General features: G+C 42.2%; 18 protein-coding genes and 1 pseudogene. 9 read left to right on the forward strand and 10 right to left on the reverse strand.

Translation table 11 applies throughout. The annotated features are described in order from the left end of the window. Positions 1–875 (forward strand): efflux RND transporter periplasmic adaptor subunit (locus WC615_RS14485; RefSeq protein WP_372978803.1); only part of this gene is annotated, 875 nt, incomplete at its 5' end. A gap of 24 nt (positions 876–899) precedes the next feature. Next, on the forward strand, positions 900–4,334 hold the full coding sequence (locus WC615_RS14490) for an efflux RND transporter permease subunit (RefSeq protein WP_372978804.1): 3,435 nt from the start codon (positions 900–902) through the stop codon (positions 4,332–4,334). A 69-nt stretch (positions 4,335–4,403) separates the two neighbouring features. Here the strand turns inward: WC615_RS14490 and WC615_RS14495 are convergent, their stop codons facing one another. Next, the gene (locus WC615_RS14495; RefSeq protein ID WP_372978805.1) at positions 4,404–4,940 is read right to left on the reverse strand and encodes a hypothetical protein; all 537 of its coding nucleotides are present in this window, start codon (positions 4,938–4,940) and stop codon (positions 4,404–4,406) included. Between the two features lie 140 nt (positions 4,941–5,080). On the opposite strand from WC615_RS14495, the gene WC615_RS14500 reads away from it, so the two are divergent. Together WC615_RS14500 and WC615_RS14505 are read left to right on the forward strand one after the other, a co-directional pair. Next, a complete protein-coding gene (locus tag WC615_RS14500; protein ID WP_372978806.1) occupies positions 5,081–5,566 on the forward strand; it encodes a DUF4126 family protein in 486 nt (161 codons plus the stop codon). Between the two features lie 110 nt (positions 5,567–5,676). Beyond that, positions 5,677–6,294 (forward strand): TetR/AcrR family transcriptional regulator, encoded by a 618-nt coding sequence (locus WC615_RS14505; RefSeq protein ID WP_372978807.1) that lies wholly within the window; start codon positions 5,677–5,679, stop codon positions 6,292–6,294. Positions 6,295–6,300: 6 nt separating this feature from the next. Here WC615_RS14505 and WC615_RS14510 read toward each other — a convergent pair whose 3' ends face one another. From WC615_RS14510 to WC615_RS14530, 5 genes are all read right to left on the reverse strand, one after another. After that, entirely contained in the window at positions 6,301–6,708 is a 408-nt protein-coding gene (locus WC615_RS14510; protein ID WP_372978808.1) for an OsmC family protein, read from the reverse strand. Positions 6,709–6,729: 21 nt separating this feature from the next. After that, a complete protein-coding gene (locus WC615_RS14515; RefSeq protein ID WP_372978809.1) occupies positions 6,730–7,137 on the reverse strand; it encodes a hypothetical protein in 408 nt (135 codons plus the stop codon). Positions 7,138–7,169: 32 nt separating this feature from the next. After that, a complete protein-coding gene (locus WC615_RS14520) occupies positions 7,170–8,207 on the reverse strand; it encodes a PorP/SprF family type IX secretion system membrane protein (protein ID WP_372978810.1) in 1,038 nt (345 codons plus the stop codon). Between the two features lie 5 nt (positions 8,208–8,212). Then, positions 8,213–13,138: a PKD-like domain-containing protein gene (locus WC615_RS14525; RefSeq protein ID WP_372978811.1), complete on the reverse strand. Its 4,926-nt coding sequence runs from the start codon at positions 13,136–13,138 to the stop codon at positions 8,213–8,215. A gap of 141 nt (positions 13,139–13,279) precedes the next feature. Beyond that, complete coding sequence (locus WC615_RS14530; protein WP_372978812.1) at positions 13,280–14,518, reverse strand: nucleoside recognition domain-containing protein; 1,239 nt, start codon at positions 14,516–14,518, stop codon at positions 13,280–13,282. 84 nt (positions 14,519–14,602) lie between these two features. On the opposite strand from WC615_RS14530, the gene WC615_RS14535 reads away from it, so the two are divergent. Continuing rightward, on the forward strand, positions 14,603–15,037 hold the full coding sequence (locus WC615_RS14535) for a DinB family protein (RefSeq protein ID WP_372978813.1): 435 nt from the start codon (positions 14,603–14,605) through the stop codon (positions 15,035–15,037). Here the strand turns inward: WC615_RS14535 and WC615_RS14540 are convergent. Further along, the gene (locus WC615_RS14540) at positions 15,034–15,510 is read right to left on the reverse strand and encodes a hypothetical protein (RefSeq protein WP_372978814.1); all 477 of its coding nucleotides are present in this window, start codon (positions 15,508–15,510) and stop codon (positions 15,034–15,036) included. The genes WC615_RS14535 and WC615_RS14540 overlap by 4 nt on opposite strands. 93 nt (positions 15,511–15,603) lie before the next feature. Here WC615_RS14540 and WC615_RS14545 point away from each other — a divergent pair, with 93 nt between their 5' ends. The 3 genes from WC615_RS14545 to WC615_RS14555 all read left to right on the forward strand — a co-directional run bounded on the left by WC615_RS14545 (position 15,604) and on the right by WC615_RS14555 (position 18,505). Further along, a complete protein-coding gene (locus WC615_RS14545; RefSeq protein WP_372978815.1) occupies positions 15,604–16,032 on the forward strand; it encodes an OsmC family protein in 429 nt (142 codons plus the stop codon). 14 nt (positions 16,033–16,046) lie between these two features. After that, positions 16,047–16,883: a maleylpyruvate isomerase N-terminal domain-containing protein gene (locus WC615_RS14550; protein WP_372978816.1), complete on the forward strand. Its 837-nt coding sequence runs from the start codon at positions 16,047–16,049 to the stop codon at positions 16,881–16,883. Positions 16,884–17,143: 260 nt separating this feature from the next. Next, on the forward strand, positions 17,144–18,505 hold the full coding sequence (locus tag WC615_RS14555; protein ID WP_372978817.1) for an OmpA family protein: 1,362 nt from the start codon (positions 17,144–17,146) through the stop codon (positions 18,503–18,505). Between the two features lie 113 nt (positions 18,506–18,618). Here WC615_RS14555 and WC615_RS14560 read toward each other — a convergent pair whose 3' ends face one another. Together WC615_RS14560 and WC615_RS14565 are read right to left on the reverse strand one after the other, a co-directional pair. Then, the gene (locus WC615_RS14560; RefSeq protein ID WP_372978818.1) at positions 18,619–19,002 is read right to left on the reverse strand and encodes an SRPBCC domain-containing protein; all 384 of its coding nucleotides are present in this window, start codon (positions 19,000–19,002) and stop codon (positions 18,619–18,621) included. A gap of 43 nt (positions 19,003–19,045) precedes the next feature. Then, positions 19,046–19,633, reverse strand: a complete 588-nt coding sequence (locus tag WC615_RS14565) for an acetate uptake transporter (protein WP_372978819.1) — start codon at positions 19,631–19,633, stop codon at positions 19,046–19,048. Between the two features lie 103 nt (positions 19,634–19,736). Between WC615_RS14565 and gpmA the strand changes: the two genes are divergently transcribed. After that, positions 19,737–20,426, forward strand: a complete 690-nt coding sequence (gene gpmA, locus WC615_RS14570; protein ID WP_372978820.1) for a 2,3-diphosphoglycerate-dependent phosphoglycerate mutase — start codon at positions 19,737–19,739, stop codon at positions 20,424–20,426. 56 nt (positions 20,427–20,482) lie between these two features. Here the strand turns inward: gpmA and WC615_RS14575 are convergent. Then, positions 20,483–20,902 (reverse strand): annotated as a pseudogene (locus WC615_RS14575) (hypothetical protein); the annotation flags it as partial.

Below are 20,902 nucleotides of genomic sequence, written 5' to 3' on the forward strand. Positions count from 1 at the left end.
GTAAAATTGATGCACAGGATAACGTTACCGCTTATCCGCAATCGCCGGGTACTATTACTGCTATTTATGTAAAACCAGGCCAGCATGTTAGCAAAGGCCAGGTACTTGTACAGTTAGATAACAGCACCCAAAGGCAAACTATCGCTCAAAACGAAGCGACAGTTGAATTGAACCAGACTTTATACGATCGCCAAAAAAATCTTTGGGGTCAGAAAATTGGTACTGAGGTGCAGTTTTTACAGGCAAAAACAACATTAGCGGCAAGTAAAAAAGCATTGTCGGCTTTACGCGAGCAGGCAGCTATGTATCGTATTGTATCGCCAATAAATGGCACAATTGACCAGATGGACCTTAAGCTTGGCCAGGTTGCTCAGCCGGGCACTACAGGTATCCGTATTGTAAATGCCGATTTTTTAAAGGTTAAGGCTGATGTGCCGGAATCATATGCTGGTAGTGTAGGTACTGGTAATAATGTTATGATTTTGGTGCCCGATGCCCACGATTCATTAACAACCAAGGTAACCTTTGCCGCCAAAGCTATCGACCCAACATCTCGCAGCTTTGCGGTAGAAATAAAATTGCCGGCGCGTAAAACACTTCGCCCTAATATGACAGCTATTATTAAAATAGCAGATTATTCAAAGGCTAACGCTATTGCTATACCGGTTAAAGCTGTCCAACGCTCTGAAGAAGGCGATTACGTATATGTAAATGTGAACGGGAAAGCTAAACGTACTGCCATTAAATCGGGCATTACTTATGGTGGCCAAACAGAAATATTATCAGGCTTGAAAGCCGGCGACCAGATAGTAACTGAAGGCGCTGCCGATATTGAAGATGGCGATAAAGTAAAGGTTTTACAATCTGCAAATTAATTAACACCCTTATCTATTACAGATATGAAAGATATTAAAAAAGAATTTGGCCCCTCAAGTTGGGCCATAGATAATAAAACCGCAATATACGTACTCATACTGATGATCTCGGTATTAGGATTGGTTAGTTATAACAACCTGCCTAAAGAGAACTTTCCGGATATTGCTGTCCCTAAAATTTTCATCACAACGCAGTTTTTGGGTCAGTCGCCACAAAACGTAGAGAATTTGGTTACCAGGCAGTTGGAGAAAAAACTAAAATCGCTAAAAGGGTTAAAAAAGGTTACATCAAACTCGGTACAAAACGTATCTATTATTACAGCAGAGTTTAACGCCAACGTTAAAACAAAGGATGCAAAAATTGATGTTAAAGATGCCGTTGACAAAGCCAAACAGGATTTGCCGCAAAACGACAACAACTTTAAAGAACCTGTTATATCTGACGTAAACGTAGCTGATCTGCCTATCCTTTATATTAATATATCCGGCGATTATGATCTTAAGAAATTAAAGGAATATGCCGACATTTTAAAGGATGAGATAGAAAGTTACAAAGAGATCTCAAAAGTTGATGAAGTTGGTGCTTTAACGCCTGAAATACAGATAAACGTTGACATGAATAAAATGGCAGCGGCTCAATTAAGCTTTGCGGATATTACAAAAGCTGTTGGCGACGAAAACGTTCTATCATCCGCCGGTACTATTAAAACTGATGGTGTACGCCGTAGTATTGATATAAAAAAGGATTTTAAAAACGCCGATCAGGTTGCTGCAATGGTTGTTCGTAACCCGAAAGGGCAAGCCGTTTACCTGCGTGATATTGCCGAGGTGAAAGATTCGTTTTTAGAACAGGAAAGTTACGCGCGTTTAAAAACAAACGATAACCCAAAGTTTAAAAATGTAATTACTTTAAACGTTAGTAAACGTACAGGCGAGAACCTGATACAGGCATCAGACAAGATCAACGAATTGATCAAATTGAAGCAAAAAACAGCATTCCCTAAAGGATTAGATATTGTAGTAACTGGCGATCAGTCTGACAAAACCCGTACAACGCTTAATGACCTGATCAATACCATCATTATAGGTTTTATACTGGTAACTGTTATCCTGATGTTTTTTATGGGTACTACCAATGCCATATTTGTGGCATTATCGGTGCCGCTATCCTGCTTTATCGCGTTTGTGGTAATGCCGTGGATAGGGTTTACGTTGAATATGATCGTGTTGTTCTCCTTCCTGCTTGCCCTGGGTATAGTGGTGGATGATGCCATTGTGGTTATAGAGAACACGCACCGTATTTTTGCAAATGGAAAAGTGCCTATCAAAGAAGCTGCAAAAATGGCGGCTGGTGAAGTGTTCTTACCAGTATTCTCTGGTACCATGACAACTTTGGCGCCGTTTATCCCTTTAGCATTCTGGAATAGTATCATCGGAGAATTTATGTTCTTCCTGCCGATAACACTAATCATTACCTTACTGGCGTCATTGGTGGTAGCTTATATCATGAACCCGGTATTCGCGGTTGATTTTATGGAACCACATCATCCGGGCGAACATGATAATCCTAAATTTGATAAGAAAACCAGGCGTGCTTTGATCTATTTGGTTATAGCAACCGCAATAGGTTATCTGATCAATGTAGGTATTGGTAATTTATTTGCTTTGTTTATTGTATTGTACCTGCTCAATCACTTCGTATTGTTGAGAGTGATAGACAGGTTCCAGAATAAGGCTTGGCCTAAATTCCAAAACTGGTATGCCAGATGGCTGGAAAAAGCTGTTCAAAGGCCAATCACTATGTTATTAGGTACCGTTGGGTTATTCATTTTATCAATTGTGTTGTTAGTAACAATAGGTAAAACCCCTGAGTTTTTTCCTTCGGGTGATCCTAACTTTGCCTATGTGTATATTACTATGCCAATTGGGACTGACCAGGCAACTACTGATAATGTAACCAAGAAAATTGAGCAGCGTGTAGCCAAAGTGGTTGAACCCGATAAAGATGTGGTTTCATCAATCATATCAAACGTTACAAAAGGTGTAACAGACCCACAGGATGAAGACCAGGGCGATTATCAAAACAAAGGTAAAGTGACCGTTGCTTTTGTTGAGTTTGGTAAAAGAGATGGTAAGGATACCAAGGCCGTTTTGGCGAAGATACGTAATGCTGTACAAGGTTTACCGGGCGTTAAAATTGCTGTTGCACAAGAAGCAAGCGGCCCGCCGGTACAAAAGGATATTAGTATCGAGATAATTGGTGATGACTTGGATTCATTGGTGAAAACCGGAAGCAGGTTAAAAACTTACCTGGATAAACAAAATATTGCCGGTATTGAAAACCTGGTTGCCGATGTGCAAAGTGATAAACCTGATATTGTTTTTGATATTGACCGTGAGCGTGCTAACCGCGAAGGTATCAGCAGCGCCCAGATAACAGATAATCTTAATACAGCTATCTTCGGCAGAAAAGCAGCCGATTTTAGAAATACTAAAGAGGACGATTACCAGATAAAAGTTAGGGCAATGGAAGAGCAGCGTGGTAACATCGATGAATTGCGCAACTTAAAAATAACTTATCGTGATTTGGCTACGGGCGGTGCAATACGCCAGGTGCCTATATCTGCCTTTACAGATATCAGGTACACCAATACCTTTAGTAACATTAAGCGTAAACAACAGCGCAGGGTATTAACCCTGGGGTCGAGTGTTATTAAACCTTACAACGCTAACGAAGTAAACGCCAATATTTTAAGGGCTATTAATAACTTTAAAAAAGATGATAACATTGTAATACGCCAGGGTGGTGGCCAGGAAGACCAGATGGAAGCTGTTAACTTCCTGGGTGGGGCAATGGCAACATCATTTGGTTTGATATTGATCATTCTGATGATCCAGTTTAACTCGATCGGTAAAACGTTTATCATTATCAGCGAGATTTTCTTAAGTATCATTGGTGTATTCCTGGGGGTAAGCCTCTTCGGGATGACTATGTCTATTGTAATGACTGGTATCGGTATCATTGCACTGGCAGGGGTAGTGGTACGTAACGGTATATTACTGGTAGAGTTTACCGATATGTTGATAGAGCAGGGCGTAAACCTGCACGATGCAGTTGTAGAGGCTGGCCATACGCGTATGACTCCGGTATTGTTGACAGCAACAGCGGCCATATTAGGACTAATACCATTGGCAGTTGGTTTCAATATCGATTTCGTAGGCCTGTTCACCCACTTTGAACCACATATTCACTTTGGTGGCGATAACGTAGCCTTTTGGGGCCCGTTAGCATGGACAATGATCTTCGGCCTTGGTTTTGCAACCATCATTACACTGATATTGGTGCCATGTATGTACATCATCCGTGTAAACATGAAAAACTATTTCTTTGGTAAAAAAGAATTATCGGGTGTTGAGAAACGCAAATTAGAAGTTGCCAAAGCAGAAGCTTCAGTATAAATTCTCTATCAATATAAAAGGGCTGCATAGTTTAACTGTGCGGCCCTTTTTGCTTATGGCGATGTTACCTTATCTAAACCTTTTGATAAGGCTTTTTAAATTATTGCCAACCTTATTCAGTTTCCTTTCGCGCCGGCTGCCCGCGTCAAGGGCATCATACACCAGGCCGGCGGTTATGGCATAAACGCCGTGGTGCAATACGTCAATGGCTATATCTTTTGGTTGCTGTTGGTTTATGGGTTTTGCTGCATTATGCTTCGGTAGCATAATTAATGCTGTACCCCAAACAGCGCCAAAATGTATAAGGGTGGCAGGTAAACCTTTTAGCCCTGTTAAACCAATTAACCCGCGGGCCACTCCCCATGCTGTACCGTAGCTCCAGTGCAGCTCCTGCGATAGTTTTTGCTTATCCTGTTTAGTAGTTGGTTTAACACCTGCGGTATCTTCGGCAACCTTAACCGGCGTGTCGCTGGCTTTGCGTTTGGTTATTTTCATCTCTATCATTTGCGATGCTGTCATAGCTGCAGTGGCGGCAATACCGGCTAATAAGCCTTTTCCTATTGCGCTGCCCAGGGCGCCAAGCGAGTTATCTTTGTGTAGTTTCATCGGTTTTGTTGTTTGTATTGATATTAACAAGCGTGTTTAATTATTGATTTATATTTTTTACTTCAAAGCAGAATATGGTTGCGTTGTGACTAAAGTATATATATTACAACATTATATAACACAAACTGTTATCACATCATATGGAACTTAAATTAACAAACGCATTTAAGCAGGCCGCAGGGCTTGGGGTTATTGCCGGGATGCGCACCTTTTCGGCACCGGTGGTTGTTAGCCACGTTTATAGCAGGCACCCGTCAAAGCAATTAAAAGGCACGCCTGCACAATTCATGCAAAACATTACTACATCCAAAGTATTTAAGGTTTTAGCCGCTGGCGAACTGGTGGGCGATAAATTACCATCTGCACCAAACCGAACCAGTGCAGGCGGGTTAATAGGCCGTTTCCTATCGGGCGCGTTGTGCGGGGCTACTGTTTATAAGGCAAATCATCAGCAGCCTGTAATAGGAGGGATAATAGGCGGGGCTGCCGCAATAGGATCGGCATTTGGTTGTATGTTTTTGCGCATTGCCCTGGGTAAACGTACCGGCTTGCCTGATCCGGTTGTGGGGGCAATTGAGGATGTTATTGTAATTGCCACCGGTACTGCCATTGCTAAACACATGTAGTTTTTACATTTTAAAATCATCTTTTTAGAAAGCTTTGATTTATTGTTTGGTAAATTGATAGTTTTGTTAAAAAAGTCAGGTTTTAATAAAAATCATCTTTAGTAAAAGTAATGAGCGCAGTAAATGATCAGCAGGATATAAAACGTGAGAAAATTCTAGAGGCTTCGTACCAGCGATTTCTTCATTACGGATATTCAAAAACCACCATGAATGAAATTGCCGGCGACCTTTCGATGTCGAAAGCCTTGCTTTATTATTATTTCCCTGACAAAAGCGAGTTGTATATGGCCGTTATGCGCAAACTGGCTAGCGATTATTTAAAACAACTGGAAGACAAGTTTGGGCATTTTACCGACCTGCGCGAGGCCTTTTTGTTCCAGGTTAATACCCATCACGAGTTTATTGTAAATAACTATAACTTCTTTGATTTCTTTCGCCTTAACGAGCAAAACCTGCCCGATACAATTTGGGAAATTGTTGGTCATATCCGCGAAGCTGAGATTAAATTACTTGCCGGCGCCATACAATCCGAAGTAGAAAAAGGGAACTTAAAACCAGTTGCAAACCCAATTGAGATTGTAGAAGTATTTTTAGATGCCTTGCATGGTATTAAGGTTGGCGGCTCATTATCTTATAAAAAACTAAACTTTCCGCATAAAGAACACCTGAACGAGATACACAATAAACGCCTGCTGCTAATAGATATTTTTGTTAAAGGCTTAAAATAGGCTGTATTACACCAAGCTGTTGTTTACAATAATGTTGCCTACAAGTATTTTATGAATGGGGCAGGCATCAGCAATGGTTATTAAGCGTTTTATCTGCTCGTCAGTAAGGATGCCTTTAAATGTGAGTTTGCTTTCAATCACTACACCTTCAGGGTTTTTAAAAAGCTCGAGCTTAATATTGATCTCATCAACTACCCACATTTTACGATCAATGTACATGCGCAGTGTGATTACCGTACAGCTTGCCAAACTGGCCAGTAATAAGTTATAAGGTGACATCCCTGTATCGGCACCGCCACTATCCACAGGTTCATCAGTAATAATGGTGTGGTTACCACTTGTTACCGTAGTTTGATACTTTGCGTGGGTAATAACTGCTGCAGCATCAACAATAAACTCATTTTCACTTTCCATACATCAAAAATTAAGCAGCAATTAGTTATCCTTATCTAAATTAAGCATGGTCCAGTTTGATGCGTTTGCGCCTGCACCGCCATTATATTTTAACGTGATAGTAAAATGGGTTTTAGAAACCTCGCCATCATCAAATTTCTCAGTGTAAAATGATTTGATCACGTAAACCGAATCTGATTTTTTGGCAAATTTATATTCAGCATCCGAAAAATCCACGTGAGTTGAAAGTATGGTAGGCTGTATAAATTTTCTGGCAACGCCATAAGCGGCATCACTATCGGGTAGGCCGCTAAATACCCCTGTAGAACCCGAAAGGGCGTATTTGCCAAGTAAAACTGCGAAAATAACTACAAAAAAAGCCAGTAACCAACCTGCTTTTGATGCTGATTTTTTCTTCGCTTCTTTTGCTTTTGCGTAATTTTTTGTCATAAATGAATTAGGTGGTGCAAAATTAAGCAAAATTAATAAAAGTCATAACACCTGCTTGCACCCAAAAATTTGTGTTCGCTGCCTGAGCGGGAGGGTAATGTAGTTTCATAGCCAATGCTGCCTTCTGTAGTGCCGCTTGTGTTACCATAATTAATACCACCCGCAGGTACATCGTGGCTTACCCCAAAACGTAGTTTTTCGCCACCATCTCTATTGATGAACAGATCGAAAATAAGTGATACCACAATGGCGCTTGGCCCGCCAGCACCACCACTACGATACCAAAGCCCGGCGTTTATACTGCGCCGTTTGTATTGCATACCCGCACTTATGGATTGTGCCTGCGCCTGCTTATAAAATACTACCGATGGGATGATATATGATTTGTCGTCATCATCCATATTATCATCGCGGGTAAGGTTATAACGGAAACTGGCATGCGCTGTTGCTCTCATAGGCAATACATAAGGTGTGCCGATAAATGATTCGTTAGGGCGGTTAATATGCTGTACCGCGCCGCCAATATTTAAGTTTTTAAGCGTAAGGTTTATACCCGCACCGGCATCAAAAAAGAATTTGTTGTTAAAATCAGGTTTGTCGGCGCCGGTAGTTGAGCCAGGTATATAACCCAGGCTGGGGTCTATCTGGTCGCCAAAAACAAGCTTGCTAAAATCAACAGAACGGTTGGTTACACCGGCTTGTAAGCCAAACGATAGTACATAATCTTCAGACCCAACACTATAGGAGTATATGCCCGCGAAGTTGTTTTTGGTTAGATAAGCGGAACCCTCGCTGCTGCGTGTAACCAGTAAACCAATACCGCCACCAAACTGTGGTACGTTATAATCAATAGATGCCGAAATATAAGAGAGGTTGCCCGGTAAGGATGAATATTGGTTGCGGTAGATGAGGTTCATCCGTAAGTCGCCCTCAAACTGACCGTTCAGGGCAGGGTTAAGATAAACGGGAGAGTTAAAGAACTGCGAGTACATATGATCTTGCGCGGAAACGTGCAGGCAGCCCAGTATGGGTATTAAAACTAAAAGATAATATTTTGCCAGTCCCTTCATCTCACTTATCTGATTAAATGTATTGAGCCCGAGCGCTTAGGCAGCGAGCCGTTGTATGACATGCCTTTCCAGTCGGATCCGTTTAAAAACTTAGCGGTTATTTGCCAAACGTAAACCCCTTGCTGCGCGGGAGCCCCTTTAAATGTACCATCCCAGCCTTCGGTTGGTTCGCCATTGCTGTTAAGCTTTGTGGTTTGCCATACCAGTTGCCCCCAGTTATTAAATACCTGCATGCGCCATTCTTTTAGTTTTTGCCCTTTAGCTTTAAAGGTACGCAGCTCGGCTTTGCTTGATGCCGGTTGGAAGGCGTTCGGCAGGAATAGTTCGCCGGTGAATTTAATTTCTATAGTATGGGTTATCAAACCTTCGCATGATGTACCCGGGTTGCGGGCTGTAAGTGTTACCGTATATGGCGATTTGGTATAATCATAGCTATGATCGTTAGGCGTAAAGCTTGTTTCAGGAGCAGTTCCGTCGCCGAAATTCCATACATAGTTTAAAGATGTTGCAGGCGTGCTGCCGGCAGCGGGGGTAGTGTTTGTGAATTTTACCTTATTATCAACATCAACTGTGTAAGTAAATTGCGGTTGAGGTAAAGGTATAACCTGTATGGGTATTAAGGTAGATGGTGGTGCATCACCACACCCGGTATTACTGGCTGTAATAGATACAAAATAAGAACCCACGTTAGGGAAAGTGTAAGAAAGGTCTGCCAATCCCCCCGGGAAACTTGTTATAACGCCTTGATTTTCATCATAGATGGTATATTTAAAAGCATCGCCACCTGCCGATAGGTTCCTGAAAAATACAGGGGAACCTAAACAAACGTAAGCAGGGTTGTCTTTTATCTGCATGTTGGAAACAATATTTGACGGAGATACCGGGATCTGGAATTCCGGAGACCTGTTTATGTTACCGCATTTATCCTTTGCCTCCATATACAAGCGCCAGGTGGCGATATGAGTAGGGTTTATTGCCGGAAATATTGCCGAAGATTTATCATTATTTGTTTTGGTTATAGGGGCTGTTACCTGGTTGTTATTCTCGTCCATCAAATAAAAGGTGTACGTATCATTTGTACCCGGTGATAAGTTATCAACAGTAAGGTTCAAAACCCCACATGACCTTACCTCACTTGGGTTTATGCGTGCATCGGGCTTGGCCGGGCTTACAGTAATAGTAGCGGTAACAGGTTGCCTAACCACGCAATTACCAACAATCGTTAATGATACCGTGTAAATGATATCTTTACCATCTGTGCCAGGCTGGAAAGTATGCCTTGGAATTGTTGACGCAGGTGATCCATCACCAAAGTTCCATTCGTAAACCGTGCCGGGGAATACCGGTGTCGAGGTGTTGTTGAAAGTAATCTCTGTTGGGCCGCAAGCTTGTGTTTGGCTTGGTATGAAGCTCGCAATTATATCGGGCTTATCAATAATAACAACATCGTCAAAGCTATTGCCACAAGGCAATACACCCTTTATTGTCCACCTGAAGGTATAGCTATTGCCCGGTACTAAACCCGTTACCTGAGATAGCGGATTAGAAGGGGTAATTATCGTAGCCGCAGGGCCGGCAATTTGTGTCCACTCGCCAACAAAAGTTCCCGGGTTGTTACCCTGTAGGTTTGCACTGGTTACATTACACTGCGGGTTATCAGGCCCGGCATTTGCTGTAATGGCGGGTTGGTTAACTGTAATGGTTGTTACATTCGAAAATTCGTTACCGCAACTGCCGCCGCTTATAACAGCCCTGTATTGGGTAGTTTGTGTTAAGTTGCTGTAATTTAATGTTGTAGTTATATTGGTTATAGGCACCCATGTTGTGCCACCGTTAACCGAACTTTCCCAGCGGAGTATATTGCCTGTATATCCGGATAATATTACAGCCCCGTTATTAGTTGGGGCGCAAACTGTAGCTGTGCCGGTAGTAGTACCGCCAACAGCTTCTGCATTATTGGTAATAGTAACTATACTTTGGGTTGATGGGCAGGTAGGTGCGGCTGTAATTGTCCAGGTAAATTTATAGATCTGGCCCGGTTGCAAACCGCTTACAACGGCATGCGGGTCGGTGTCATTACTAAATGTTATACCAGCCTGTCCGGATGCAACTGTCCACTTGCCCGTACCAGGTGCAGGGTCGTTACCCTTTAATGTGTAGGTAGATGAGATACATATTGCCTCATCAGGCCCGGCTACTGATGGTATTGGCGCAGGTTTAACAGTTACAATCGCCTGTTTTTGGGTGCCCGGGCATGTGCCGTTGTAAGGCGTTATGGTGTATGTAACGGTGCCTTGTGTGGCGGCGCTGTTTATTAATATGTCTTGTATGCTTGAAGCTGTGGCTGCTACTGTACGATTTGTATTACCTGTTATGCCGGCACTGGTAACGCTTGTCCAAGTGTATGTTGTTGGGGTTACGTTTGATGTTAAAGTAATATTTGCCGGCTGATTACTGCAAATAATGGCATCAACAGGTACAGCTGTAATAACCGGCAACGGGTGCACGGTTACTTTTAAACTGAACGGCGTACCGGGGCAACCATTAAGCGTGGGCGAAATGGTATAAGTTACAACCGCGTCTATATTACTGTTATTGGTAATAATGTCGTTTATGATATTACCGTTACCCGGGTTAGTAAAGCCCGTGGCCGTGCCTGAGGTTAAGCCCGCTGTCCAGGTAAATGTTGTTGCTGGGTTAGCCGCAGTAATAGTATAATTGAAAGTACTGCCACTGCAAACAGACGGATTATTTGGACTGGTTATGGTAGCTTTTTTAATAATGATAACCGTAGTTTGGTCTGTAATAACATTACATGGCGCTGTTAACGATGTTGTAACCTGGTATGTTAAGATAACCTGCCCAGCAGCGATATCAGCTGCGGATGGGGTATAGGTAGCATTAGGTGTGTTTTGATTAGTAAAAGTACCACCCGTGGTACTTAGCCATGTTACACCGGTAACAAGGCCGCCAACACCCGGTGTGCCGTTTAACAAGATTGGGGTGCCTTCGCATACCGGATTATAAGTACCGGCCACTACAGTAGGCGATTGTACAAATGTAAGCACCTGCTGATCGGTAGCTGCCGCGCCGCAGCTATTTAAATGAGTAGCAGTTATAGTATAAGCCGCCAATGCATCAAATCGTATTTTGGGGTATTGGCTATGAAGATCGGTACCGCCAACAAATGCAAAAGCACCGCCTGTAACTGCCCATGTATATGTTGTAGCAGCGTGCTGTGCAGTGCCGGTTAAATCAGATTTGGTTGTTGTAGCCGTTGGGTCGAAACTTAACGTTACACCCTGGCCGCAAACATTGGCATCTGCAGAAAGCTGAACTTTTGGTGCATCATTAACAACAATGCTTTGCACAGGTGATAATACCGTACCGCAACTTAATGTGGTAATATCAAGCCTGAATTGATAAACACCAATAGTGTTGAATGTAAACGATGGGGTTTTAATGTTTGAATTAAATGCAACCCCGCCAACAGGGCCTGCTACCTGTACCCATTTATAGGTTGTATTGGTATTACAGGTTTCATCAACGATGGATGTATTTATCGGTGTTAAAGCACCGGTTGCGAGGCAGTATGTTGGAGGGATTGTAAAAGCGGGTTGCGGTGGGTTTTGAACGCAAACCGTGTGTGTTACATCTTGTGCATCGCACAAACCCGTATTATTTTCGAAATGGATAGTTACATCGTGATTGCCATTTGTGGTAAAAGTGTATACAAAAGGTTGAGACAATGAATAACCGGATTGTTTTAAAACGCCATCAACATACCATGAATATTTTGCATTAAGATTTCTGCAATTAGTAGCGTTGCCATTGGGATCATCGCCGGGTAACGATGTATTATTAAATGTTGTAGGACTGCCCACGCAAGCAGCAACCGGCGCTGTAAAACCATTAATTGCTAATGCCAGAACCTTAGCGTAAGTAGTAACTGCTTGAGTAATGTTATTACAAAAAGGGCTTTTGGGCTGGATATCTACCTGGAAAACATTCTTGTGGTTGTTATTTGGATTGATACCGCATGATGAGGTAGTATATGAGTGGTTAACTTTCCCGTTTGCAGCAATTATTTCACACAAAGTGTACGTACTGCTTGTGTTATCTCCCCATGATACGTTGTACTGTAAACCCGGATAATTTTTTTGTATCCCGTTGGCACCGGTAATATCAACATTATATTCTAAGGCACCGCCGGCACCCAAGCACACTGTGCCATTACCTGTAATAGTGAAACTGTTGTTTGCAACATTGTTTATTAATTCATAAGATTTTGTTCCGACAATACCGGCTAATACAGTTTTAACAGTAACTGTGTAATTTGCTGTTGTAGCTGCAAAATTTCCATTCAGGGATATTGTGGCCTCATTGGCTTGTGATAGTTCGTTAAAAAAGGTAGCTGTTGCAGGTGTGTTAAAGTCAGAGGTATTTGTAAAATTGAAAGTTTTGTTGCTACCTGCGCATTGCCCAAATACCTCCATGCTAATAGCAGGATTTAATATTTGAGGGGAGGTCATCCCGGCTCTGATACCTGTTGCGGCATTTATAGTAAATACTGCCGATGCTGTGCTTGTTGTTGCTGGCTTGTTTGAAGAGATACGTACTTTATAGTTACCGCTTGCGCTTACTCCATTAGGAATAATACCGTTTATAAAAGTTGTATAGAAACCGGTATGAGTACCAATGGGGGTGGGCGTTCCGAAGTTTCCGGCTGCATCAGATAAATATAAGGTGTAAACATTAGTTGGGTCGGTTATACACCCCGTTACCTTAAATGGCACAGAAATACTTGATCCCCGCCCGTAAGGCCCTGGGTCAATAGCACCTACGGTAATGGTTTGGGCCGAGGCAGCGGCCGTTATTACAAGTAGGGGTAGTAGTAAAATAAATAAACCTTTAGTAAAAGTTTTATCCATCAATCACAAGTCAAAATCAATTTAACGCTTCGGCATAAAATAAACCAGTAGTTTACTAACTGCCTTATACGGAATAAAAACGTCCGTGTTACAGAAAAATGAAGATTTTTAAGGCCGAATGGAGGGATTTTTAGCCTTAACTTATCCGAAAAATAAATAAGATATCAAGATAGCCGCTATTACACCTGCAAAATCGGCAATAAGGCCCGCAGGGATAGCGTAGCGTGATTTTTTTATACCAACCGAACCAAAGTATAATGCAACAATATAAAACGTTGTATCGGCAGATCCGTTGAACACCGAACCCAACCTCCCTGCAAAGCTATCGGGCCCGTAAGTTTGCATTACGTTTATCATCATGGCCTTTGAACCGGAGCCGCTCAGTGGTTTCATATAAGCAACAGGCATGGCATCAACAAAGCGGGTGTCCATGTGTAAACTTGTGGCAGCCCAGCGTACACCGCTGTTAATATAATCCAGCGCGCCGCTGTTGCGGAAAACGCTTATGGCAACCAGCATAGCCACTAAGTAAGGGATTATTTTTACAGATACTTCAAAGCCACTTTTAGCGCCATCAATAAAACTCTCAAAAACGTTTACTTTTTTGCGCAGTGCACCCAATATAAATACGGTTGGTATGGCAAACAGCAGCAGGTTGCTGGCAACTTTCGAAACGGTTGTTATCTGTGATTTATCAAGGTAGTGGGTGAAGTAAAATACCAGCAGAACTATAAATGTTGTCATGCCGCCCAGCCAGCCCAGAATAACCCTGTCGAACAGGTTTATTTTTTGTTTAATGGCTACTGCAATCATCCCTACAACTGTAGCTACATAAGTAGCTATAATGCAAGGTATTAAAACATCCGCAGGGTCTTTGGCGTGGAGTATAAATCGCTGCGCAATGATGGTAACCGGCAGTAGTTGCAGCCCCGATGTATGCAGCACCAAAAACATGATCTGCGCGTTGGATGCCGTTTCTTTATCGGGATTAAGTTCCTGCAGGCTGCCCATGGCTTTCAGGCCAAGCGGGGTGGCTGCGTTATCTAAGCCAAGCAGGTTGGCCGAAAAATTCATCATCATTTGGCCGGTGGCAGGGTGCTTTTTTGGAACCTCGGGGAATAAACGGCTCAAAAATGGGCCTACAATGCGGGCCAGGAAATTCATTGCTCCGGCCTTTTCACCTATATTTAATATCCCCAGCCATAGTACCATATTGCCGGCCAAAGGCAGGGCAATATCCATTACTGATGACTTGGAACTATCAAACATGCCATCAACCAATAGCTTAAATGCATCTACATCGCCCAAAAACACCAGCTTGCAAAACGCTATTACAAATGCGATGAGGAAAAAAGCTATCCAGATGTAGTTTAATGCCATAAGTATGATTCAGGCCATGAAGATAATTTTTTTTGAATAATTTATCAGGATTAAGCATATTTAAATGCAAATATTTGATCAGTGATGAAAGAAACAGCCCAAAAACTTACCACTGCTATTGGTGAATTTTTAACCCGGAAAGCACAGTTTATAAATTGGGAAACCCACGCCGCGCCCGGTAAATGGACAAACAAGCAGATCATAGGCCACCTTATTGATAGCGCGCATATCAACCTGCAACGTTTTGTTCGCTGTACTTATGAAGAAGGTTTTAAGCTAATCTATTTCCAGGAGGAGTGGGTTAGCGCCCAGCATTACCAGGATGCTGATATTTCCGAACTATTAAAACTTTGGGAGCTGGTAAACCGGCAAATTGCAAGGGTGTTGGCCAATTACCCCGCCGATCGTGAACAAATAAGGTGTGACAACGGCCGTTACGAGGTTTCATTTAATACCGTAGCTTTTTTAGCTGAAGATTATATTGAGCACATGCAGCACCATTTAAAGCAGTTGATTTAATTGTAGGATGTGATGCCTTTATCAGCTACTATCCTGATGGTATATTCGCGGCGGGTAGGGTTGTAAGGCACGGCATCGTTCACCATAATGTAGATTGTACCAAGGTCTTTTACTAAAAAAGTTTGTACATCGGGGGTGGTGCTTTCCTTGTTTACGTATTGCGATATAGAATTGTAGATCATGGTATACTGAGCCAATTCGTTTGTTTCCATTTCAATATACATACGCCTGCCGTCAACACGTACATTGTTGCTCACATAGGTGCCACCCGGGATCTTCAGGTCGTATTTCCTCAGGTTCTTTTTCTCGTCTTTTTTGGTAAGCGTGTATCCTTTGGCTATGAAAAAGGTATCCGCCTTATTAATATTGTTATGAAGCAGGTAGCTCAGGTCATCGTACGATATAAGGTTGGTTTGCGCAAAACACGCTGAGGCGAAACAAAACAGGAGGGTTGATAGCAGTAACTTTTTCATGCAGGTTTGCGTATATATAATTAACGTCAAGATATGTAAATGATATCCGTTTTTTAGCCTAAAAACATAACTTAGCAAAATTATTACACTACTATGCCTACTATAAAACTATCACGCGTTAGCGGCGACTACGGCTTTGAGGCCACCGACGAATATGGACACACCGTACGTATGGACAGCAGCACCGAAAGCGGCGGCCAAAATTTTGGTGTACGCCCCATGCAAATGCTTTTAATGGGTTTGGGCGGATGCTCGGCTATTGATGTTATTGCTATCCTAAAAAAACAACGTCAGGATGTTGTTGATTACAAAATGGTTATTACAGGCGAACGTGAAGCTGGTAAAGAACCATCATTATGGCAGGATATTACCCTTGAATTTCATTTATACGGTACTATTGATGAGGATAAAGCCAAAAAGGCTGTTGAATTGTCGTTGGATAAATATTGCTCTGTAGCAGCCACGCTTTACAAAGCCGATGCCGATATTAAATGGAAGGTGATCATCCACCCGGCCGTATAAATACCTGGTTATCCATGCAGCAAGTTATATCTATACCAACCTTGCACTTATTCCCTGTACTGGATGAGTTGTTGATAGAATTGCTTGGCTCGTTAAGTGCGGAGGATTGGAATAAACCTACTGTTGCACGTTTGTGGACGGTTAAGGATGTTGCAGCGCACCTGCTTGATACAAATATGCGTACCATATCTTACGCGCAAGGTTACGAAATGGCAATTGCCACCCAGATAAACAGTTACCAGGATCTTGTTGCTTATTTAAATGAACTTAACGCTACTTGGGTAAACGCGATGAAAAGGGTTAGCCCGCAATTGCTTATTCAGCAGCTGGAAAGCACCGGCAAGCAATATATTGAACACTTAAATACATTAAACCCTTTTGAACAGGCCAGATACCCGGTTTCCTGGGCGGGAGAAAGTACATCGCTCAATTGGTTTGATATTGCCCGCGAATACACCGAAAAATGGCATCATCAGCAGCAGATCCGTGATGCTGTTGGTAAACCCGGGTTAATGACCAAAGAATTATTTTATCCCTGTATTGATACCTTTATGTATGCCTTACCACACGCGTATCGCAATGTTAAGGCTGCAGAAGGCACGATGATTAAAATAACCGTAAGCAGCAATGTTGGTGGTGATTGGTACTTGTTAAAAACTGCACGGAAATGGGAATTGCTGAAACAACAACCGGCAAATTCTATCATGTCGGAGATTATTATTGACCCCGAAACCACCTGGAAATTCTTTACTAAGGCTGTTACACCTCAAGCGGCCCTTCAGCGTTCTATAATAAAAGGTGATTTTTACTTAGGCGAAACTGTATTTAATACTATAGCTGTAATGGCTTAAATAATCATTTAATGTCCATTTTTAAGATCACTTATTTTTACCTCTTAAACCCTAATGGTTAAAGAGTCAGCCAATCTATTTAGTTTAGCTAAATAGATTGGTAATGGTCTATTTAATAGTGCTTTATTAAAATCCTAAAAAACATCACTCATTGTGTGAATTGTACGCATTGGTCTTAAATACGTGTGTTGGCATTAATGTTGTAAACGTGGCTGTAGTCATGCTATCCATTTTAGCAGACAATCAAAAATTAACACAACATGAAAACAAATTTAAAAAAAGCATCCCTACTGCTTACAGGTTTACTGGCAGGCAGCTCTTTATTCGCTCAGACCGATTCAGTAAGCACTTCAAATTATGTTAAGCCATTTTCTGGTGGGCCGGTGAAAACTTGGTCAATAGGTATTAATGGTGGTTTGTTAACTCCTTTCACAATTTTTGGAGCAAACGGTCGTCAGGATTTCAGACAGCCACAATCAGAAATTGGTTACGGTGGTTACATCAAAAAGCAATTTACGCCAACATTTGGTTTACAAGCCGATTTCCTTCGCGGGCAAGTTAGCGGGTTACGTGGCCAGGATGGTGTAGGTACGCCTGAAGGTTTTAATACCAAGTTAGATTGGTCTGCGGCTTTAAGCACAAATATTACATTGGGTAATATCAGTTGGTTCCATAGCAAAAGCGTTATACAACCGTATTTAACAGCTGGTGCCGGTTACATGGGTTACAAAACAACCATTACAGATGGTGCCGGTAACACTACAGCTTACAGAAATGGTGCAGGTGAAAACTCTATCAAAGAATGGTTTATACCAGTAGGTTTAGGTTTTAAAGTGAACTTAGGCTCAAACGTAAACTTAGATTTAGGTTACCAGGTTAACTTTGTACAATCAGACAACTTTGATGGTTACAACACAGGTGGCTCAAACGACAGGTTCTCTTACGCTCACGTAGGTTTAGAGTTTCTGTTAGGTAGCTCAAAAACACCTAACATGGCTACTTATAACCCGGTTAACTCATTACGTACCGAGTATGTTTGGAAAAACGAACAAACTAAAGCTATGTTACAGGCACAAATTGATGCTGAAAAAGCTAAAAACGATCAGTTAAGAAATGACCTTAACACTACCAATGCTAACTTAGCTAAGTTAACTGTTGATAGCGATGGTGATGGTGTATTGGATATTAACGATAAATGCCCTAACACACCTGCCGGTACTAAGGTAGATGGTTCTGGTTGCCCGTTAGCTAAACCGGTTGTTTACGTAACTGAAGAAGATAAACGTGTTGTTAAAGATGCGATCAAGAACCTTGAGTTTGATTTGGGTAAAGCAACTATCCGTGAAAAATCATTCCCAAGTTTAGATAGAGTTGCTAACTTATTAACTGAGAAAAACTTCAGCTTAAAATTAGCAGGTCATACAGATAATACAGGTTCTGATGCCTTAAACTTAAGGTTATCTAAAGACCGTGCAGAATCTATCAAAACCTATTTGGTAAGTAAGGGTGCAAATGCATCACGGATAGAGGCCACAGGTTACGGTGAAAGCCAGCCGATTGCTACTAATAAAACTGCGGCAGGTCGTCAACAAAACCGTCGTGTAGAGTTTACCTTATACTAAGGGATAGATTCAAGACCATTAGAGTCAGGAATCAAAAGCTTTAAATAAAAAGAGCCGCTCCAAATTGGGGCGGCTCTTTTGTTATAATTTGTTTTTTCGTCTCAACTCTTAAATTATCCTTCAGCAAAAAAATCTGCAAGGTTACCAAAATAGCTGTCATTCCAGCCTTCGGCTATATCGTTAAAATCATCATCGGGTATATTCACATGCCTTAACTCTACAGATGAGCCGTGCTTATCCGGATGGATCTTGATGGTTACGATAGACTCATCGGTTTGCCCGTCAAAATACCATTGCTGTACAATTTTCTTATTTTCTTCAAACTCCAGGTTTTTACCTACAATACTACCTTCCCATAGGGAAAACTCTGAGCCGGGGCTGGTAGACATTTGTGCGGGTTCGCCAGTCCATAATTCTAAAGTTATGGGGTTGGTAAGCGCCGTATACACCTCTTCAGGAGTGGCCGGTAACAAATAATATTTTTTTAGATCTTTCACCTGCGCAATTTAGCAGAAATATTTGAGAGGAAGGACGGGAGAGTTAACTAACCGTCCCGATAGGTAAAACTATACGCCCGTAAACTTCGTTTAATACACCAGCAATGCCTGTATAAATAGCAGATAAGCCGCAGATAATACCTTCGTACCCTGCAAGGTGTTTAATAGTTTCATTGCCGGTAGCATCGCCCCAAACCAGTAATGCGAAAAGTATAGTAAGCGAGCCGAACACAAACTGCAGCGCACGGTTTAGCTTTAAGGTGCCAAAGAACAGGCAAAAGGTGAAAAATCCCCAAATGCCTAAATAAGCGCACATAGCGCCCTCCGTTGGTTTTGTTCCCCAGCCCAGTTTAGGCATAACAATAAGGGCTACTAACGATAGCCAGAAAAAGCCATAAGATGTAAATGCAGTAAGCCCGAATGTGTTATTTTTCTTAGCTTCGATTATGCCGGCAATAACCTGTGCCAGTCCGCCATAAAAAATGCCCATAGCCAGTATCATAGCGTTCAGTTCAAAAAAACCGGCATTGTGAATATTCAGTAAAACGGTGGTCATACCGAAGGCGCATAGGCCAAGCGGTGCAGGGTTGGCAATGCCATCCTTTACAACAACAGGAGTAGTTGGTATCATAAAAAGGTTTAAATTTGGTTTATAAGATGCAATCTAATCGAAATAAATCGAATTAGCAATAGTTTTTTAAACTCCAACCCCTATTAAACGTTACCTATTGACCATGCAAAAATTAGTATTGATACGCCACGGCGAGAGTATTTGGAACCAGGAAAACCGCTTTACAGGATGGACGGATGTCGACCTGTCTGATGGAGGCCTGCAACAAGCCATACAGGCAGGTAAACTGCTTGCCCAGCATGGTTATACCTTTGATGTGGGTTTTACATCGGTGTTAAAAAGAAGTATAAAAACCATGCATTTTGTGCTGGAACAGATGGATGCGTTATGGATCCCGGTGCATAAATCATGGCGGTTAAACGAACGTTTTTACGGTGCCCTGCAAGGCCTTAACAAAGCCGAAACTATTGAGAAATATGGCGAAGAGCAGGTGCATAAGTGGCGCCGCGACCCGCATGAACATCCGCCTGCTATTACTGAGCAGGACGACCGCTTCCCGGGCAATTACCTGCGGTATAATGATTTGACTTACCGCGAACTACCCCTTACTGAAAACCTGAGCGAAACCATGGACAGGGCACTACCTTTTTGGCACGAAAGCATTGTGCCGGCTATCCGCGAGAATAAGAAAGTTATTATTTGTGCCCACGGCAACAGCCTGCGCGCGCTTATACAATATATAGAGAACCTGAGCGACGAGGATGTGGCCAAACTGGATATCCCCACCGCAACGCCATGGGTGTATGAACTGGATGACAGGCTGAACTGTATTAAGCATTATTATTTGCAATAATTTTTCATAAAAAGGCAAGCCATGTAATGCGGCTTGCCTTTTTTATAGAGGGGGATTTATAAAGTTGTAAACTTAAAGTTATGTATCACCACCTCAACACCCTGCCCGTTTGATGGTGCAAGGCCGTTAAAGCACCAAAGATTTAGCAATACCGGCATACTTAAAGTACTGATAGAGGTACCCGGGCTGTTAAATGTTTTGGTCAGGAATAGGTTGGTGTCGTCGTTATAAAACCCGTAAAGGCTTTTAAATACCACGCTGGTTGATGTGCGTTTAAACCTGTGGGTGGTATAGGTACCGCCCGGCGATGTAAACTCGGTAGAATAACTTGCAGGGGTTGGCGGGTCGCCGGCTTTTGGGAATATGGTATAGTTTAAATTTGGCCATGCCGAGTTGCCCCATCTTGCAAACTCAATATCAATTTCGTCGCGGCCATCATTGCCCGAGTAATCAAACAGGCCAAGCACAATATTTTT

Origin of the sequence: Mucilaginibacter sp. (genome assembly GCF_041663085.1) — a bacterium.
GTDB lineage: Bacteria > Bacteroidota > Bacteroidia > Sphingobacteriales > Sphingobacteriaceae > Mucilaginibacter.

Bases quoted from the DNA above. Each gene is read 5' to 3' on its own strand.
- WC615_RS14525 (WP_372978811.1), bottom strand. From the start codon at position 13,138: ATGGATAAAACTTTTACTAAAGGTTTATTTATTTTACTACTACCCCTA.
- WC615_RS14565 (WP_372978819.1), bottom strand. From the start codon at position 19,633: ATGATACCAACTACTCCTGTTGTTGTAAAGGATGGCATTGCCAACCCT.
- WC615_RS14535 (WP_372978813.1), top strand. From the start codon at position 14,603: ATGAAAGAAACAGCCCAAAAACTTACCACTGCTATTGGTGAATTTTTA.
- WC615_RS14505 (WP_372978807.1), top strand. From the start codon at position 5,677: ATGAGCGCAGTAAATGATCAGCAGGATATAAAACGTGAGAAAATTCTA.
- WC615_RS14530 (WP_372978812.1), bottom strand. From the start codon at position 14,518: ATGGCATTAAACTACATCTGGATAGCTTTTTTCCTCATCGCATTTGTA.
- WC615_RS14550 (WP_372978816.1), top strand. From the start codon at position 16,047: ATGCAGCAAGTTATATCTATACCAACCTTGCACTTATTCCCTGTACTG.
- WC615_RS14555 (WP_372978817.1), top strand. From the start codon at position 17,144: ATGAAAACAAATTTAAAAAAAGCATCCCTACTGCTTACAGGTTTACTG.
- WC615_RS14545 (WP_372978815.1), top strand. From the start codon at position 15,604: ATGCCTACTATAAAACTATCACGCGTTAGCGGCGACTACGGCTTTGAG.
- WC615_RS14500 (WP_372978806.1), top strand. From the start codon at position 5,081: ATGGAACTTAAATTAACAAACGCATTTAAGCAGGCCGCAGGGCTTGGG.
- WC615_RS14495 (WP_372978805.1), bottom strand. From the start codon at position 4,940: ATGAAACTACACAAAGATAACTCGCTTGGCGCCCTGGGCAGCGCAATA.
- WC615_RS14490 (WP_372978804.1), top strand. From the start codon at position 900: ATGAAAGATATTAAAAAAGAATTTGGCCCCTCAAGTTGGGCCATAGAT.
- WC615_RS14510 (WP_372978808.1), bottom strand. From the start codon at position 6,708: ATGGAAAGTGAAAATGAGTTTATTGTTGATGCTGCAGCAGTTATTACC.
- WC615_RS14520 (WP_372978810.1), bottom strand. From the start codon at position 8,207: ATGAAGGGACTGGCAAAATATTATCTTTTAGTTTTAATACCCATACTG.
- WC615_RS14515 (WP_372978809.1), bottom strand. From the start codon at position 7,137: ATGACAAAAAATTACGCAAAAGCAAAAGAAGCGAAGAAAAAATCAGCA.
- gpmA (WP_372978820.1), top strand. From the start codon at position 19,737: ATGCAAAAATTAGTATTGATACGCCACGGCGAGAGTATTTGGAACCAG.
- WC615_RS14540 (WP_372978814.1), bottom strand. From the start codon at position 15,510: ATGAAAAAGTTACTGCTATCAACCCTCCTGTTTTGTTTCGCCTCAGCG.